The sequence below is a fragment of the Aeromonas sp. R6-2 genome, assembly GCF_040908155.1.
GTDB classification, from domain to species: domain Bacteria; phylum Pseudomonadota; class Gammaproteobacteria; order Enterobacterales; family Aeromonadaceae; genus Aeromonas; species Aeromonas schubertii.
This window is the reverse complement of sequence record NZ_JBFODE010000063.1, coordinates 32,943-49,126: the sequence shown is the minus strand read 5'-3', so window position 1 is coordinate 49,126 and position 16,184 is coordinate 32,943. Positions and strand designations below refer to the sequence as shown.

Sequence of the window (16,184 nt, the reverse complement as noted above, 5' to 3'; positions counted from 1 at the left end):
CCCTGACCCCGCCCCGGCGGGGTCTTGCTTTCGGAGCACCCATGGATCTCATCGCCCTCTCGCGCCTCGGAGTGCGCCACCTGGTGGCCCTGCACATGCTGCTCGACACCCGCAGTGTCACCCGGGCCGCCGAGCGTCTGTGCACCAGCCCGTCGGCGGTGAGCAAGACCCTGGGGCAGTTGCGCGAGACCCTGGGAGATCAGCTGCTCTATCGCCAGGGCAACCAGCTGATCCCCACCGCCTTCGCCGAGCGCCTCGGCCCCAGCCTGCACCGGCTGCTGGTCGATCTCAACGCCCTGCTCGGGGAAGGTGAATTCAACCCCGCCAGCTGGCGGGGCCGTCTTCGTATCGCCCTGCGCGAGAGCTCCCTGGCCTGGTTGGGCAGCCCCCTGCTGGGGCGCCTGATGGAGGAGGTGCCCGGTCTCGAGCCCGAAGTCTGGAGCAAGGAGGCCCGCGGCCTCGATGCCCTGGCCCAGGGGCGACTCGATTTCGTCATCCTGCCCCACGATCAGAGCCAGCCCCGCCACCCGGGCCTCGAGTGGGAGACCCTGTGCGAGGACCGCCTCATCTGCCTGCTACGCCCCGGCCACCCGGCTCTGGCGCAGCCCTGGGGGCTGGACACCTACCTGAGCTGGCGCCATATCGCCATCCGTGACGAGGAGCTGGCCATCCCCTTCTTCGAGCAGCAACTGGCCCAGCTCCAGGTGCAGCGCCGCATCGGTGCTACCCTGCCCGACTTTGGCAGCGCCGCCGCCCTCTGCCGCCACAGCGACCTGGTGCTCACCTGCTCCCAGGGCTGGGCCGAGGCCTGCGCCGCTCACCTGGGGCTGGTCAGTCGCCCGGTCCCCTTCGAATACGGCGCCGTCACCCACTCTCTGGTATGGTTTGGCCCGGCCGGTCAGGATCCGGCCATGGGCTGGCTGCGCCGGCGTCTGCTGCAACTGGCGAGCGAGCTGACGACCCGATAAAACGCGAGAGGGGCTCGGGGTGACCATAGAGGTAACCCTGCAGCAGCCCCACTCCACGCTCTTGCAGGAAACGCGCCTGCTCCTCCCGCTCTACCCCCTCGGCCACCAGGGCCAGACCGAGCCGCCGGGCCAGATCGATCACGCTCTCCACTATGTGGCCAGAGAGGGATTCACTTCCCATGTGGCGCACGAAGGAGCGATCGATCTTGAGATAGTCCACCCTGAAGCGCTGCAGGTAGGCGAGGCTGGAGTAGCCGGTGCCGAAGTCATCGATGGCCAGCCTGACCCCCATGGCGCGCAACTGTGCAAGCACGCTCAGGGTGTGGGCGTCATCGATCAGCTCCTCCCCCTCGGTCAGCTCCAGGATCAGGCTGATGCGGTCCGGCTCGAAGCGGTCGAGAAGACGCCGGCAGAGCTCCGGCAAGGCACTCTCCTGGAAGTGGCGGGGAGTGATATTGACCCCGAGGTGAAAACCCCGGGGCAGCTGGTGCTGGCAGTGGGCGAGCGCCTCACCGACCCGCTCCATCAGCTGTGCCGTCATGGGGACGATGAGGCCACACGCCTCGGCCTGGGGAATGAATTGATCCGGTGGAATGATCCCCTCGGCCGGGTGACACCAGCGCATCAGCACCTCGGCGCCCACGACTTGCCCGGAATGGCTCTCCACCAGGGGCTGCAGATAGGGGACAAACTCCTGGGCCCGCATGGCCCGCGCCAGCTCCCCTTGGGGCGAGCGGGGGCGCCCCAGCAACCAGTAGGTCAGCCAGGCCATGGCGCACGAGAAGGCGAGTTGCAGGAGCAGATTGAATCGCCGCTGTTTCCAGAGCGCCGACCAGAGGGGCTGCGCCGGATAGCCGGCATACAGGGTGAAGGGATAGCGCCGTGACGGCGTCTGGCGCTTGCCCCATCCGGCGAAGGCGAGTGGCGGCACATGGAAGAGGTGCACCCCGTCAAACCAGAGATCGCCCACCCGCATCCACAGCTGCAGCTCATCCCGGGCGGCCTGCCCCAGCATCTGCCGCACATACTCCCCGTCGATGGTGCTGAAGACCGATCGCTCCCCTCGCCGCTCGCGCAGCACCAGCAGGGGTCTCGACTGAAAGACCCGCTCCGCCGGGAGCAGGGAGAGGCGCGCCCCCTCCCAGAGGGGGGGATGATCCCTCACCCCAACCATGGAGGTACACCCCAGCCCCCTCTGGTTGAACCCCAAGGTGCGCACAAAGGGTACGGCAGCCACCTGGGTATGTAGCCAGCCCTGCACCTTGCGGCTACAGGGAGTAGAGGGGGCGTCGAGGAGAGAACGGTTGGTGACGTTGGCGTAGGAGAGCATGCGATCCAGCAGCCCGATGGCCTGACGGGAGCGCGCCTCCAGGGTCTGCTCTGTCTCTGCCAGATAGAGACGCAGCTGCAAACCGCTGCCCGCCAGCAAGCACAGCAGCCACACCAGCAAGGTGATGCCACCCCTGGCCCGGGGCAGGGAGAGGTCTCTGGGCAACAGTGTCAGGGCGAGGCGGTGGCAACTCATGGGGCGGCACGGTAGCACAGCCCCGAACCGGCACAACCGGTAATGACAAACTAATCACTGAACGGTGGGTTAGAGGGCAGGCAAGGCGATGGGGGAGCGACAACCCCTGTCTCGCAACCCCTGCGCCAACTGCTCCAGTTGCTCCTGCCCGGCACGGGGCCACTGCCTCGCCTCCCCACGCACTCCGTGGTGGCGAAAGCCGTTGATGCGCACCGGCACAGGCCCCAGCTCGGCCAGCAGGGCGGCCAGCTCGGCGCAGTGCTCATGGAGATCGCTCCGCCCCGGAATATGCAGCAGCCGCACCTCGGCCAGCTTGCCGGCCCGGGCCAGCAGGCGCAGGGAGTCATGTACCCGTTCACGGGAGCGGCCGGTCAGGGAGAGGTGAACCGACTCCTTCCATCCCTTGAGATCGACCATGACACCATCGCAGACGGGCAACAGTCGCCGCCAGCCCGCCTCGGCCAGGAAGCCGTTGCTGTCGACCAGGCAGGTGAGGTGAGCCAGATCCGCCGCCCCCTTGATGGCGCCAAAGAGCGCCACCAGGAAGGGGAGCCTCAGGGTCGCCTCCCCACCCGAGACGGTGATCCCGGTGAGCAGGGGCGCATAGCGGCGCACCACAGCCACCACCTGCTCGACCGACATCTCGCTGACCTTGGGGCTGGCACTGCGTGGGCAGATATCGAGGCAGGCGTCACACCGGGTGCAGAGCGCCTCATCCCAGACCACCCTCTCCCCTTGCCGACTCAGGGCTCCGCCCGGACAGACCGCCAGGCAGTCACCGCAGTGATCGCACTCCCCTATGGTGTGGGGATTGTGACAGGCGGGGCAACGAAAGTTGCACCCTTGCAGGAAGAGGACCAGGCGATTGCCCGGCCCATCCACACAGGAGAAGGTGAGCAGGCGACTAACGCTGACCCGCAAGCTGCTCATGACTCACCACCCTGGGTTGGCGCCCCAGTATGCCGGTGTTCTCGGCCGCCTCGGCCCCCAGGGCCGTGGTGTTAGTGCGCGATCCCGACTCTGCATGGCTGCCGATGTCGGAGAGCTTCACCATATAGCCGGTGACCCGCATCAGATCGTTGCCCTGTACGTTGGCGGTGAACTCCCGTAGCCCCAGGGCAAAGCCCCCCTTGCAGAGCTGCACCAGGGCCCGGGGATTGCTGCGTATGGTGGGATCCAGGGTCAGGATCTCGCTGATCCCAGAGGGGTAGTAGCCGTGGTGCGGGGCCAGGGCCAGCAGGTGGCTGGCGGGATCCGGCTCCTCCCCGTAGGGGATCCGCACTCCGGGCGTGGTACCCGTGTCAACGCTGAGCCCCCCCTGTGCGTGGAGCAGAGCCCGCCCCTGCCAGGCATGGGTAAATTCGCGCCCCTGCACGAAGCTGGCCAGGGTGGCCGAGATGCGGTGCCCCAGCCGGTTGGCCCCCTCGTCCTGACCGTAACGGCCGGGCAAGCCGCACTGCTCGAGCAGCAGGTTGACCGCCTCGGCCATGGCGTAGATGCCGAACATGGGCACGAAGCGATCCTCGCGGATCAGCCCCTCGCTCACCAGGAAGCTTTCGAAGAAGCCCGATTCTTGATGCAGGAAGTGACTGCGAGCCTCGATGAGCCGGGACATCAACTCGCAGTAGCGGGGCAGCTGCTCACCGATGAAGTGCTCCAGATCCCGGCTGCGCTCGGCCACCGCCTTGAGATTGAGGCGCACCAGGGTGTTGGCACCACCGGCGATGGGCAGGGCGTTGTAGCAGCTGACGATACCCACGCCGAGCCGATCGAAGGCCCCCCGATGGAGGGGATAGTTGGCGATATGGGGCTTGCCGGTGGTGGTGATGTTACCGGCGGCCTGCAGCAACAGGGAGTCCGGCGTCAGTTCAGGATCCCAGAAGAGGGTGAGGTTGGGGGCCACCTGGGCCAGCTCGCCATCGATGCGCAGCAGCAAGCGGCAGACGGGGTTGTCGTCGGGGCCGATATTGACGTGCATGAAGGCGTCGGGGAGAACCCGATCCAGATAGATCCAGAAGGCCTTCAGCTTGCGATAGAGGGTCTCCTCATCGATCCCGCCGATGAAGGGGAGCAGCAGCCGATCGAGTCTCCCCAGCCAGACCGGCATGGCGGTGACCGAGGGGACGTGATGATAGAGGATCCGCAGGGCCTCGAGTGCCTCGTCAAAGTCCTTCGGGGGGGAGAGCTCCAGCCAGCGGGAGCCCTGGGCCAGGAAGCGCTCGTAATCGGGCAGCACATAACGGGGCTTGTAGGGGGCGTGCCCCTCAAACATGTCGCAGATGACCCCCTCATCCCGGGCGATCCTGACCTGCTCGGGCAGATCCGGATAAGGGAGGGCATTCTCCGCCTCCAGCGAGAGCAGACGGGCCTTCTGGGCCGCAGAGAGATGAGGATCGCGCACGATGCGCCGGCACTGCTCGATAAAGGACATGATACGACTCCCGCAGTTGGAACCGAGGTATCCTCTCTCTTTGTATGCCTACTATGAAGGGAAAAGGTGTCAATGGCGGATTTCACAGAAGGAAATCCGCCATCCTGGATCACATCAGGGGTAGATGACGATGGGAGTACCGGGCTGCACCGCGTTCCACACCTCATCCATGTCGTGGTTGAGCAGGGCGATACAGCCATTGGTCCAGTTGGAGCGCTGCACCGCCGGGCTACCCCAGCTGTTGCGCTGGCCGTGGATCATGATCATGCCACCCGGGCTGATCCCTTTCTCCTTGGCATTGGCCAGGTCGTCCAGGTTTGGATAACTGACGTGAATCGCCTTGTAGAAACCGGAGTTGGTCTTCTTGTAGTCGAGCAGATAGCGCCCCTCGGGAGTACGCTGATCCCCCTCGCGCTGCTTGTGCCCCACCGGCGCCGGGCCGAGGGCGATCCAGTAGCGTTTGACCTCCTTGCCATCCTTCATCAGGGTCAGGCTATAGCGGGACTTGTGGACCACCACCATGTCCGCCGACAGGGAAGCCATACTCAGGGCCGGCCACAGGGCCAGCAGACACATCAATACTGCTCTCATTCCATCCCTCGGGCAGCCTCTTCACGGCTGCTCTCTCAATGATCATCCAAATCGCGACGCCAGTCAGGGCGCGGCGTGCGACATCATATTTGATCGCCGCCAATACTCAATACGGGCGCGTGAACAATTCCTCAGGCGGGGGGAGCCATGCTCACAATAGAGTTATAAAACAATAAGATAACTTCAACAAGTCGGGGTGGAAGCCGGCCTTGTGAGTGGGCCATAATGACCGGTGAATGTCCCTCAAGGAGCCAGCATGTTTTCGTTGCGAACCCTGCCACTCACCCTGCTGCTGTGCGCCGCTGCCGCGCAGGGTGCCGATCCGCTCTGGCTGCGCCAGCCGGCCCTCTCCCCGGATGGCAGCCACATCCTGTTTACCTGGCAGGGGCGCCTCTTCATCGCCCCCGGCAGCGGAGGGGCGGCCACCCCCCTGACCGGCAGCGACTACCTGAGCCACTCCCCGGTCTGGTCACCGGATGGAAAGCAGATCGCCTTCGCCGCCGATCTCTACGGCAATGACGATGTCTATGTGATGGCGGCCGCCGGCGGCCCCATGACCCGCCTCACCGTCGACTCCCGTGCGGACCGCCCCCTCACCTTCAGCGCCGACGGGCGCGAGGTGGTGCTCACCTCCCAACGCCCCGGCCTGCCGGAGCAGGATTTCTATGCCCTGGATGGCGGCTTCGGCGCCCTCTATCGGGCCCCCGTCGGCGGTGGCGCCCTCACGGCGGATCTTCCCCTTCCCGCCCTGCAGGCCCGCTATCGCGGCCAGGATCTGGTCTACCAGATGCCCGGCGCCGACCAGCCATGGCGCAAGCACCAGCACTCCTTCGCCGTCTCCCGCATCTGGCTGCAGCAAGGCGGTGAGCAACGCCAGCTGAGCGAGGATCGCATCGCCGCCAGCGACCCCTGGTGGAGCCCGGACGGCAAGGGGATCGTCTATCTGAGCGAGCGCAGCGGCGACTTCAACGTCTGGCGCCACGATCTCGCCAGCGGCAAGGAGCAGCAGCTCACCCACTATCGCGGCCATCCGGTGCGCCAACTGACCCAGGCCGACAACGGGGATCTCGCCTGGTCCTGGCAGGGGGAACTCTATCGCCTGCCCGCCGGTGCCACCGAGCCACAACGCCTCGCCTTTACCATGCAGGCAGGACTCCCCCCCCTGCGTCGCACCCACCTCCTCACCCAGGCGGATGAGGCCGTGGTGAGCCCACAGGGAGAAGAGGCGGTACTGGTCGCCGGGGGGGATCTCTTCGCCGTCGATCTCGGCAAGGGGAGCAGCCGCCCCCTCACCCGCACCCCCAGCGAGGAGAGCGCCCCCCTCTATCTGCCGGATCGTTCCGCCATCCTCTTTCTGAGCGAACGAAACGGAGCCGCCGCCCTCTATCGCCTCGAGAGCGCCGAGCCCGAGCGCCCCCTGAGCGCCCCCGGCGCCCTCCACGAAGAGGAGCTGCTGAGCCTGCCGGGACAGGCCATCAGCCGGCCCACCCTGAGCCGCGATGGCAAGCGGGTGGCCTTCGTGGTCGACGGTCAGGCAATCTGGCTGCTCGAGCTCGAGAGCGGGAAAAAGAGGGAGCTGCTCGGTCCCGAGGCCAACCCGTTCAGACACAGCATCAGCCTCGCCTTCTCCCCCTCGGGCCAGCAGTTGGCCGTGACCCTGCAGCCGGACTCGGCCCAGCAGGAGGTGGCGGTGCTGGACCTCGCCAAGCCCGGAACCAAACCGGTCAACGTCAGCCAGAACGGCTATCTGGACGAGGAGCCGGCCTGGAGCGAGGAGGGAGGCATCCTCTATTGGCAGTCGGCCCGCTACGGCCTGCTCGACGCCGACGGTGAACCGGTCGGCCGCACCCTGCTCGGTCTCTACAGCAGCCGCGAGGCCCGTGCCGATGCCCTGGCCGAACGAGAGCCGCCCAAGCAGGGTTACCCCTTCGACAGCCAGCGCCTCGACCATAGAGAGGCCTTGCTGCACCCCCTCTCCGGCACCCTGCTGGCCAGCCAGCTCAGGGGGGGAGAGCTGCGTTACATCACCGAAGAGTATCTGGATGGTCCGGATCCGGTGATCCGTGGCTACGCCCTGGATATCGCCTCCGGGGAGCGCCACCCTCTGTTCGAGGATCAGCCGGGCCCCGCCCTGGCCAGCCTGGACCGGGAAGGAACCCACGCCATCCTGATTGGAGATGGCACCCTCACCCGCATCCCCCTCGACTCCGGGCAAGCGGAACAGATCGGCTTCACACTGCAGCAGGAGCAGGAGTGGCAAAGCCTGATGAGCGCCAGCTTCGATCAGATTGCCCGCCTCACCCGCAGCGAGTTTTACGACCCCGCCATGAACGGGGTGAAGTGGGACGACTATGTGCGCGACTATCGCCGCTTCCTTCCCTCCATCGGTAACCCGACCGACTTCGCCACCCTGCTCGGAGAGCTGGCGGGTGAGCTCAACGTCTCCCACACCTGGGGCATTCCCCCGGCCCCGGCCGGCGGCGACGAGAGCGCCAGCCTGGGGGCCGTGTGGCGTGAACAGAAGCAGGGGTTGGAGCTCGCCGCCCTGTTGCCGGGCGGCCCTCTCGACATGGAGAGCGAGGTCGCCGTCGGCGATCGTCTGGTGGCCATCGACGGTGTCGCCATCGAGAACCTGCCGGCCCTGGATCAGGCCCTCAACCACAGGGCCGGACAGCGGCTGCAACTGACCCTGCAGCGTGGCGAGGAGCCGCTGCAGGCCGAGGTGACGGCCATGGGTCTGGAGCAGGAGATGTCGCTTATCCTGGCCCAGTGGGGCGAGCGACGCCGGGCCTATGTGGAACGTCAGAGCCAGGGCCGCATCGGCTACGTCTATGTCCCCGAGATGAATGCCGCCGTCTATGCGGATGTGGTCGCCCAGGTGTTGGGACGCGAGCGCAGCCGCCAGGCCCTGATCGTCGACGTGCGCTTCAACAAGGGAGGCTATCTGGCCAATACCCTGGTGGAGTTCCTCTCCGGCAACGGGGAGCAGCAGGGGATGGCGAGCAGCTGGCCGCGTGCCGGCAAGGGAGCCCCGGACTCGGCCACCCGTCAGTGGACCAAGCCGAGCCTGGTGCTGGCCAACGCCGCCAGTTACTCGGAGGGCTCCGCCTTCCCCCGCTACTACCAGGCCCTCAAGCTGGGTCCCGTGGTGGGTGAACCGATACCCGGCACCGGCACCATGGTCTACAACCACAGCTCGCGCCTCATTCCCGGGCTCGAATACGGCATTCCCAGCCTGGCCCTGCGCGCACCCGACGGCACCCTCTACGAGAATCGGGAGCAGGAGCCGGACCGGCTGGTGCGCTATACCCCGGCGGATCTGCTGGCCGGGCGCGATCCCCAGCTCGACGCCGCCATCGAGGAGGCTCTGGCCCTGCTCAGGGGAGAGCCCACCCCCTAAAACGAGAAAGGGGAGCCCAGGCTCCCCTTCTACTATCCGGCGTCCGATCAGGCGGTCGCCTTCTCCCCGGCCTTGGCCTGTGCCAGCTGGAAGCGGGTCTCGGCCAGATTCAGCGCGTTGCGTGCCTGCTCCAGTCGGGTTTCCAGCGCATCCATCTTCTGGCGCTCCTGGTTCCGGTTACGCGCCAGCTGGTTAAACTCCTCCACCTCCCCATTGAACTGGGCGACCAGGACATTAAAGCCGGTGCTCCGCTCCTGAGTCAGCCGCTGTGCCTCGTTCAGACGAGGCTGCAATGCCTCGTATTGCTTGATCAGCGCGGCGCGGGTGGCACGATCCCGGGCCCGGTTGATGCGATCGACCAGGGCGTTGGACTCGTTGACCAGGGCATTGGAGGCACGAATGGCGTCGTTCAGCTGCTGGCGCGCCTGCTGCAGGCCTGCCTGCTTGCCATGGTAGCCATCCTTGAGCTGCTGATAGCGCTGCTCCTTGGCATCGAAGGCCTCACGGGCGGATTGATAAACCTTCTGCTCGTCGGCCAACGCCTGGCGCAGGCGGGTCACCTCCGCCTCCAGGGCAACCAGATCCGGCGCACTCTCGGCGATCATGGTGGGATAGAAGGCGGCCACCTGGGGTATGGTCACCCTCAGGGCGGCGACCGCATCGGCCTCGTTGGGCTGACCGATGGGCACACCACAGGGACGCCCCTTGCAGGTGAGCGCCGGGGAGGAGAAGGTGTATTCGCTGTTGCGAACCCCAAACTTGTGGGGATAGGCCATCACGGTGGAGAAGATCCCCTGCTCACCGTGCCCCAGTGCGTGGCTGAAGGTGCCGCCCCCCTCGCCATCCTGCAGCCAGGAGTGGTTGAGGCCCATGTTGTGGCCCAGCTCGTGCACCAGCGTGATGTCGGGACAACCTTGTACGACCACATGGCTATACATGCTCTCCTTGAAGCTGGCCATCTTCCCTTCGGTACGACCGCTGGTATAAGAGCCACCGACCCATCCCAGACCACAACTCCCCTTGTAGGCAGGATCCTCCGGCCTCAGCAGGGTGACCACATCGGCCCCGTAGCGGGTTCGCAGGGCCGAGACTTCCTTGAACCCTTTGTGAGTGCGGTCGGTGAGGGCATCCAGCGCCACCTCATCGCTCCCCAGATCCGGATAGGTCACCTGCTGGTTGTGAACCAGGCGCAGGGTCACATCCAGGCCGCTGTTGGCATAGACCTGATTGGCCACGTTAACCAGATGCTGGGCCCGGGTACCGGCATCTCCGTTGTAGAGCTTGGCGACCCCCGGGGTGTGCAGCACCATCAGGTCGACGGTCACCGCCGCCGCACTGCCACTGCCGAGCAGGGCCCCCACCAGGAGGGCCGTCATTGTTTTCTGCATGTGATGTTTCCTTCTTGTTGTCGTCATGAACGGGGCGGCAGCGCATCCGTGTGGCTGTCGTCCAGAGGCGGGGTCATATATATCCATCCCTGGCCGCGCAGGGTCTCCAGGGTGAAGCTGCCCTGCGGCGTACCTATGAACCCGAATGCGGTCTCTTTGCCAAAGGTGAAGTTGACGGGATAGGGCTCGCCTTCCACCTCCACCTCGCCCTGCCAGTTGCGGCGCCCACCGGCCTGCAGCGCCGTGCCGGTCACCCTGGCCTGCAGGGTGCGCCCGTCCGGCAGGCTCAGGCTGACCACGTCTCCCGGCTGAGCCTGTCCCAGGGCGTCGTCGGTCAGGGCAATGGCACGAATGAACTCGATGTCGCTACGGGCAGGGCGAGTGAGAGGGAGATCGCTGCCCGGCTCGGCCTCTTCCCAGGGGGTGTCGATATAGTGGCCACCTCCCGGGGTCAGCGTGGTCGCAACCGGGGAAGGGGCCAGGGAAGACGCGGGGATAGCCTTGGGCTCGGGGAGGGAGAGGCTCTCCTCCGAGACAAGGGGAGCCGGCAGCACTATGGGGAGTTCATCCTCCTCCTGGGGAGGCGTCACCGGGGCGGGACGGGTGTGCCACCACCAGAGGGTAACCAGGGCAAGGGTGGTGCATGAGAAAACGGCTATCTTATTGATATTCATCGTACTATCCCAAGAGAGAGCTCAAGCGAGACTCGTATTTAGAGAGCGACCGACTCTCGAGGGAAGCACAGCCCCTACCCCCATCTGGGGGTAAGAGGTCCAATCTCTTTCAGATCAATATCTTGATGAATTTATAGAGTAAGCGAGGGGCGACAGGGGATGTCTTGAATGGAGAAAAGGGAGGCAGCGCCTCCCTTTATCGACAGTTATTGATTGGCCTCGGCGAATGCCTTCATCACCTCGGCATGCTTCACCATGCCGTCGGCACGGGTGGCCAGATTCTTGACAAACTCGGCCTTCTTGGCGGGATCCTCGATGCGATCGTAACGCTGTTGCAGATGGGCCTGGATCTGCTCGGGGGTCATGTTCTGCATCCGCATCATCTTGTCGTGGCGCTTGCCGTGGTGCTGGCCACCCATCATGCCGTCCATGGGGCAGGGGGCGGTGGCCGCAGAGGTTGGCTGGGTTGCTACCGCCTCACTGGCGGCCCAGGCGCCGAGGGGCAGGCCGAGGATCAGGGTGGTGGCGAGCAGGGTCTTGGTCAGGCTTTTCATAAGGCTTCTCCTTCTTGGGTCAATGAGTGCAAGGTGCGTCCTTGCCTGACTCCATTACAGCCCCGCCACTTGTCTCAAGTGTGCCAGCCCACCCCCTTTTTTGTAGCAGAGTGTGGCACCCCCCATCACTTCAACGAGAAGAGGGCCCGCAGGCCCTCTCTCCCTATCAAGGTTATTGATGCTGTGATACGAACTGCTGGATCAGCCGGGCATGCCGCGTCATCAACTCGGCCCGGTCGGCAAGGTCCTGCAAGAAGCGCTGCTGCGCCGCGGGATCCTCCAGGCTCTGATAGCGCTGCTGCAGTGCCGTCTCCATCTGCTCCGGGCTCATCTGTTGCATCCGCATCATCCGCTTCCCTCCCTGCATCCCCATGCCGCCCTGCATGCCCTGGCCTTGCATGCCAAGCGGACAGTCAGGATAGAGCAGAGGCTGGGGATCGGCCGCCCAGAGGGCGCTGGAAACAGAGAGAGCCGAGAGGAGCAAGATCCGTTGCAGATTCTTCATGGTGCATCTCCTTTGGGCGCCACGACGGGGCTTCCCCCGCAGGACTCTCCCGCCCGGGCCACTTTTTTGTAGCAGAGTGTGCGCCGGCGCCCCTTTGCCACACTTTGACACAAACCGGGCCCCCCTTTTCCGTATACTCGCCCCAGAACCGCAAGAGAGGCAGTCATGAAACAGGATACCCCCCATATTCTGGTGGTCGATGACCACGGCGAGATCCGCGACCTGCTCAAACGCTTCCTGGAGCAGCACGGCTTTCGTGTCACCTGCGCCCGGGATGGACGCGAGATGAAACGACAGCTGGAGGAGCGGGAGATAGACCTCATCGTACTCGATCTGATGATGCCGGGGGAGGATGGATTGACCCTCTGCCGTGAATTGCGGGTCAGATCGAGCGTCCCCGTCATCATGCTCACCGCCATGGGGGAAGAGACAGACCGCATCATCGGCCTCGAGATGGGGGCCGACGACTACCTAGCCAAACCGTTCAACCCGCGCGAGCTGCTGGCCCGCATCAAGGCGGTGATGCGCCGTACCCATGCCGAACCGGCCAGGGGGGGCAGTGAACTGCCCGATGAGATCAGCTTCGACCGCTGGCGCCTCGATCTCAACCGGCGCGAGCTGGTCGACGAGGAGGGGGTCGCCCACAGCCTCTCCACCGCCGAGTTCGACCTGCTCAAGGTCTTTATCGAGCGCCCGCAGCGAGTGCTGAGCCGGGATCAGCTGCTCGATCTGGCCCGCGGTCGCGAGGCCCAGGCCTTCGATCGGGCCATCGATACCCTTGTCAGCCGCCTGCGTCGCAAGCTCGAGCGCGACCCCAAGAACCCCGAACTGATCAAGACCATCTGGGGCGGTGGCTACCTCTTCTCCGCCGAGGTGAGGGATGCGTAAGCTGTGGCCGGGCAGCCTGGCGGGCCAGATCATCCTGGTCGCCCTGTGTGGCCTGCTGCTGATCCAACTGCTCTCGGTACAGATCTACCGCTCGGATCGGGAGGAGGCGCTCGGCTTCGTCAACAGCCGCAACGCCATGCAGCGTCTCTCCTCCGTGGTGCGCCTGCTCACCCTCTCTCCCCCCGAGCTCTCCGGTGAGATCCTCAAGGCCAGCCGCAGCGAGACCCTGTTGCTACGGATCTCTCCCGACCCCCTGTTACCCGATACCCGCAGCCCCGCCTTCGAGCAGTTGCTGCGCAGCCGTCTCGACTACCCCTCCCAGCTGCGCATCGAGATCAGCGCCGAGCTCAAGGAGGAGTCCCAGCGCAGCCGGGCCTGGCGTCACCATGCCCGCATGATGGGAGAACGTCCCGGCCGCTTGCCGATGGACATGCGCCTCTACGGCTCCATCGAACTCGGTAACGGTCGCTGGCTCCATTTCAGCTCCCTTATCGACAGCGAAGGCACCGGCTGGTCCCTGCGCACCACCCTCAACCTGCTGCTGGTCGCCACCCTGGTGATCGGCCTCATGGTCTGGCTGCTGCGCCGCGCTACCCGCCCCCTCAAGCAGCTGGCGGCCAGTGCCGAGCGGCTCGGGCGCGGTGAGGACATAGACCCCCTGCCCGAAACGGGCCCGATCGAGGTACGTGGCAGCATAGTGGCGTTTAACCGGATGCAGACCCGGCTCAACCGCTTCGTGCAGGACAGAACCCGCATGCTGGCGGCCATCTCCCACGATCTGCGCACCCCCATCACCAGTCTGCGGCTGCGCAGCGAGTTTCTGCCCGAGGGGGAGGACAAGGAGCGCATTCAGCAGACCCTGCAGCAGATGGAACAGATGCTGGCCGCCACCTTGAGCTTCGCCCGCGAGGAGGGGCTGCAGGAGCCGACCCGGGAGCTGGATCTGGTGAGCCTGATCGAGAGCGTGTGTGACGACTATGGGGACATGGGCGAACAGGTCTTGTGCCAGGCAGGGGGCAAGCTGGTCTATCCCTGCCGCCCCGGCTCCCTGCGTCGGGTGCTGCAAAACCTCATCGGTAACGCCATCAAGTATGCGGGCAGCGCCGAGGTGACCCTGGAGCGGGAGAAGGGGCAGATCCTCATCTGCGTCAGTGACGAGGGGCCGGGCATTGACGAGCAGCAGATCGAGGAGGTGTTCAAGCCATTTGTCCGCCTCGACGAGGCGCGCAACACCGAGAGTGGCAGCGTGGGTCTGGGGCTGGCCATCGCCCGCACCCTGATCCACCAGCACGGGGGGGAGTTGACCCTGCACAACCGCCCCCAGGGGGGGTTGGAGGCCCGCATCACCCTGCCGCTGTGACGTCTCCGATTTGCTCCCTTGCCCAGGCGATCGCCGCCGCTTCATCCTCGAAGTAGCAGAGCGCCTCGAAGGGGAGCTGGCTGAAAATCTGCTCGGCCATGTAACGCTTGAAGCCCCCTTCCAGCACCACCGCCATATAGCGACACCCTTGCTCGGCACACCAGGCAAACTGGCGCCGGAAGCGGGCGATCACCTCGGGGCCGGCGGCTTCGAACTCGGTGGCGACCTCGACGATGGCCCACCGGGTGCCGACCAGGGGCGCGACCTGTTCGAAGAAAAGGGGCTCATAGGCCCTGGCCCCCTTGAGATTGAAAGGACCGCTGGGCCGACAGATGACCAGTGCTCCCTGCCGGAGCAGGGTGAAGTGACCGTGTGGCTGCATAGACATTCGAAGATTTGATTTATTTCGCCAAGATAATGAATGCCTTAGCCAGTGTCGAGCCCTTGTTGCCAAGATGCGGCCTTGGCGTTAACCACCCGTTGTCAGTATGATGCTGCCCCAACCTTACCCTTACTGACACCTTTGGAGCCTATCGTGCGCAATAGGGACATTGCCTTCTACCAGCGCGCCTGGCGCTGGCACTTCTTCGCCGGCCTGTTCGTCGCCCCCCTGCTGATCCTGCTCTCGGTGACCGGCATCATCTATCTGTTCAAGCCCCAGCTCGACGATCTCATGTATCCGGATCTGCTCATGGTGGCCCCGGTCGAACACCCCATGGCCGCCGACCCCATGGCCATCATGGCCCAGGCCGAGATGCCCCACGCCGCCCTCACCAAGTACCTGCCGCCAGCGGCACCGGATCGCAGCGCCCAGTTTGTGCTGCGCGACGGGGAGCAGGAGTGGACCCTCTTCGTCAACCCGGCCAACGGCGCCGTGCTGGGGGCCCTCGACAACCACAACAACCTGCAGGGGATCGTCCGTGCCCTGCACGCCGAGCTGATGCTGGGCCAGGCCGGTGACGCGGTGATCGAGCTGGCTGCCGGCTGGACCCTGGTGCTGCTCTGCTCCGGCCTCTATCTGTGGTGGCCAAGGGAGAAGGTGGGCATGCAGGGGATCCTGGTGCCGCGTCGGGAACGCCGCGGCCGCCTCTGGTGGCGCGACCTGCACGCCGTACTCGGCTTCTGGGGCGCTGCCGGCCTGCTCTTCTTCGCCTTGAGCGGCATGACCTGGACCGGCATCTGGGGTGAACGCTTCGCCGATTTGTGGAACCGCTTCCCGGCCGCCATGTGGAACGAGGTGCCGAGCTCCAACCCCCTCACTCGCAGTCTCAACCAGGCACACGCCCAGAGCGTCGCCTGGGGTGCCGAAACGCTGCCGATGCCGAGCTCTCACCACGGCGGTGCCGACCACGACATGACCCCGTCAGCCGGGCGCCTCCCGCTGCAGCGGGTGGTCGAGATCGCCCGCGAGCGCGCCGTGGCGCCGGGCTATAGCATCAACCTGCCCAAGGGGGAGCGCGGCGTCTTCACCATAGGCCTGTTTGCCGACGACCCGCGTAGCGACGCCACCCTGCACATCGATCAATACAGCGGCCGGGTGCTGGCCGACGTGCGCTGGCAGGACTATGGCCCGGTCGCCAAGGCGGTGGAGGCTTCGGTCATGCTGCACATGGGCAAGATGTATGGCTGGCCTCATCAGCTGCTGATGCTGCTGCTCTGCCTCATGGTGCTCGGCTCCTGCCTCTCGGGTCTGTGGATCTGGTGGCGCCGTCGCCCGAGCGGAGCCCTCGGCATCCCGCCCCTGCCCGCACAGCTGCCCGGCTGGCGCGGGGCCGCCCTGCTGTTGCTGGCGCTGGGACTGGCCTTCCCCCTGCTGGGGGCGTCACTGCTCGCCATCTGGCTACTCGACACCCTCTGGCTTTGGCTAGGCCGCCGGGCACAGGCGCACGCCTGACACCCG

The 16,184-nt window shown here is 65.6% G+C and carries 14 protein-coding genes; 5 read left to right on the top strand and 9 right to left on the bottom strand.

The window, feature by feature from the left end:
- Positions 1 to 41 precede the first annotated feature (41 nt).
- Positions 42 to 968: a LysR family transcriptional regulator gene (locus tag AB5Y48_RS16790; RefSeq protein WP_050665733.1), complete on the top strand. Its 927-nt coding sequence runs from the start codon at positions 42 to 44 to the stop codon at positions 966 to 968.
- Here the strand turns inward: AB5Y48_RS16790 and AB5Y48_RS16785 are convergent.
- From AB5Y48_RS16785 to AB5Y48_RS16770, 4 genes are all read right to left on the bottom strand, one after another.
- Positions 865 to 2,493: an EAL domain-containing protein gene (locus tag AB5Y48_RS16785; protein WP_368165209.1), complete on the bottom strand. Its 1,629-nt coding sequence runs from the start codon at positions 2,491 to 2,493 to the stop codon at positions 865 to 867. The two genes, AB5Y48_RS16790 and AB5Y48_RS16785, sit on opposite strands and share 104 nt — an antisense overlap.
- 69 nt (positions 2,494 to 2,562) lie before the next feature.
- Positions 2,563 to 3,423, bottom strand: coding sequence for a YjjW family glycine radical enzyme activase (locus AB5Y48_RS16780; RefSeq protein ID WP_050665731.1), 861 nt, complete (start codon positions 3,421 to 3,423; stop codon positions 2,563 to 2,565).
- Positions 3,398 to 4,924 (bottom strand): YjjI family glycine radical enzyme, encoded by a 1,527-nt coding sequence (locus tag AB5Y48_RS16775; RefSeq protein WP_224160760.1) that lies wholly within the window; start codon positions 4,922 to 4,924, stop codon positions 3,398 to 3,400. Before AB5Y48_RS16775 ends, AB5Y48_RS16780 begins: the two co-directional genes overlap by 26 nt.
- A 114-nt stretch (positions 4,925 to 5,038) precedes the next feature.
- On the bottom strand, positions 5,039 to 5,515 hold the full coding sequence (locus tag AB5Y48_RS16770) for a murein L,D-transpeptidase family protein (protein WP_050665729.1): 477 nt from the start codon (positions 5,513 to 5,515) through the stop codon (positions 5,039 to 5,041).
- A 256-nt stretch (positions 5,516 to 5,771) separates the two neighbouring features.
- On the opposite strand from AB5Y48_RS16770, the gene AB5Y48_RS16765 reads away from it, so the two are divergent.
- A complete protein-coding gene (locus tag AB5Y48_RS16765) occupies positions 5,772 to 8,915 on the top strand; it encodes a S41 family peptidase (RefSeq protein ID WP_368165206.1) in 3,144 nt (1,047 codons plus the stop codon).
- Positions 8,916 to 8,962: 47 nt separating this feature from the next.
- On the opposite strand, the gene AB5Y48_RS16760 is transcribed toward AB5Y48_RS16765, so the two are convergent.
- From AB5Y48_RS16760 to AB5Y48_RS16745, 4 genes are all read right to left on the bottom strand, one after another.
- Entirely contained in the window at positions 8,963 to 10,303 is a 1,341-nt protein-coding gene (locus AB5Y48_RS16760) for a reprolysin-like metallopeptidase (protein ID WP_368165204.1), read from the bottom strand.
- A 23-nt stretch (positions 10,304 to 10,326) separates the two neighbouring features.
- Positions 10,327 to 10,977 (bottom strand): hypothetical protein, encoded by a 651-nt coding sequence (locus tag AB5Y48_RS16755; RefSeq protein ID WP_060583650.1) that lies wholly within the window; start codon positions 10,975 to 10,977, stop codon positions 10,327 to 10,329.
- 206 nt (positions 10,978 to 11,183) lie between these two features.
- The gene (locus tag AB5Y48_RS16750) at positions 11,184 to 11,531 is read right to left on the bottom strand and encodes a hypothetical protein (protein ID WP_060583649.1); all 348 of its coding nucleotides are present in this window, start codon (positions 11,529 to 11,531) and stop codon (positions 11,184 to 11,186) included.
- Positions 11,532 to 11,703: 172 nt separating this feature from the next.
- Positions 11,704 to 12,036 carry a hypothetical protein gene (locus AB5Y48_RS16745; RefSeq protein WP_368165202.1) on the bottom strand — a complete coding sequence of 111 codons (333 nt, stop codon included), beginning with the start codon at positions 12,034 to 12,036 and terminating at the stop codon, positions 11,704 to 11,706.
- 165 nt (positions 12,037 to 12,201) lie between these two features.
- Between AB5Y48_RS16745 and AB5Y48_RS16740 the strand changes: the two genes are divergently transcribed.
- Positions 12,202 to 12,924, top strand: coding sequence for a response regulator (locus tag AB5Y48_RS16740; RefSeq protein WP_050665724.1), 723 nt, complete (start codon positions 12,202 to 12,204; stop codon positions 12,922 to 12,924).
- A complete protein-coding gene (locus AB5Y48_RS16735; protein WP_060583644.1) occupies positions 12,917 to 14,284 on the top strand; it encodes an ATP-binding protein in 1,368 nt (455 codons plus the stop codon). Before AB5Y48_RS16740 ends, AB5Y48_RS16735 begins: the two co-directional genes overlap by 8 nt.
- On the opposite strand, the gene AB5Y48_RS16730 is transcribed toward AB5Y48_RS16735, so the two are convergent.
- Positions 14,268 to 14,672 (bottom strand): hypothetical protein, encoded by a 405-nt coding sequence (locus AB5Y48_RS16730; protein ID WP_050665722.1) that lies wholly within the window; start codon positions 14,670 to 14,672, stop codon positions 14,268 to 14,270. The genes AB5Y48_RS16735 and AB5Y48_RS16730 overlap by 17 nt on opposite strands.
- Before the next feature lie 147 nt (positions 14,673 to 14,819).
- Here AB5Y48_RS16730 and AB5Y48_RS16725 point away from each other — a divergent pair, with 147 nt between their 5' ends.
- Positions 14,820 to 16,178, top strand: a complete 1,359-nt coding sequence (locus AB5Y48_RS16725; protein WP_368165200.1) for a PepSY-associated TM helix domain-containing protein — start codon at positions 14,820 to 14,822, stop codon at positions 16,176 to 16,178.
- The last annotated feature ends 6 nt before the right edge of the window (positions 16,179 to 16,184 follow it).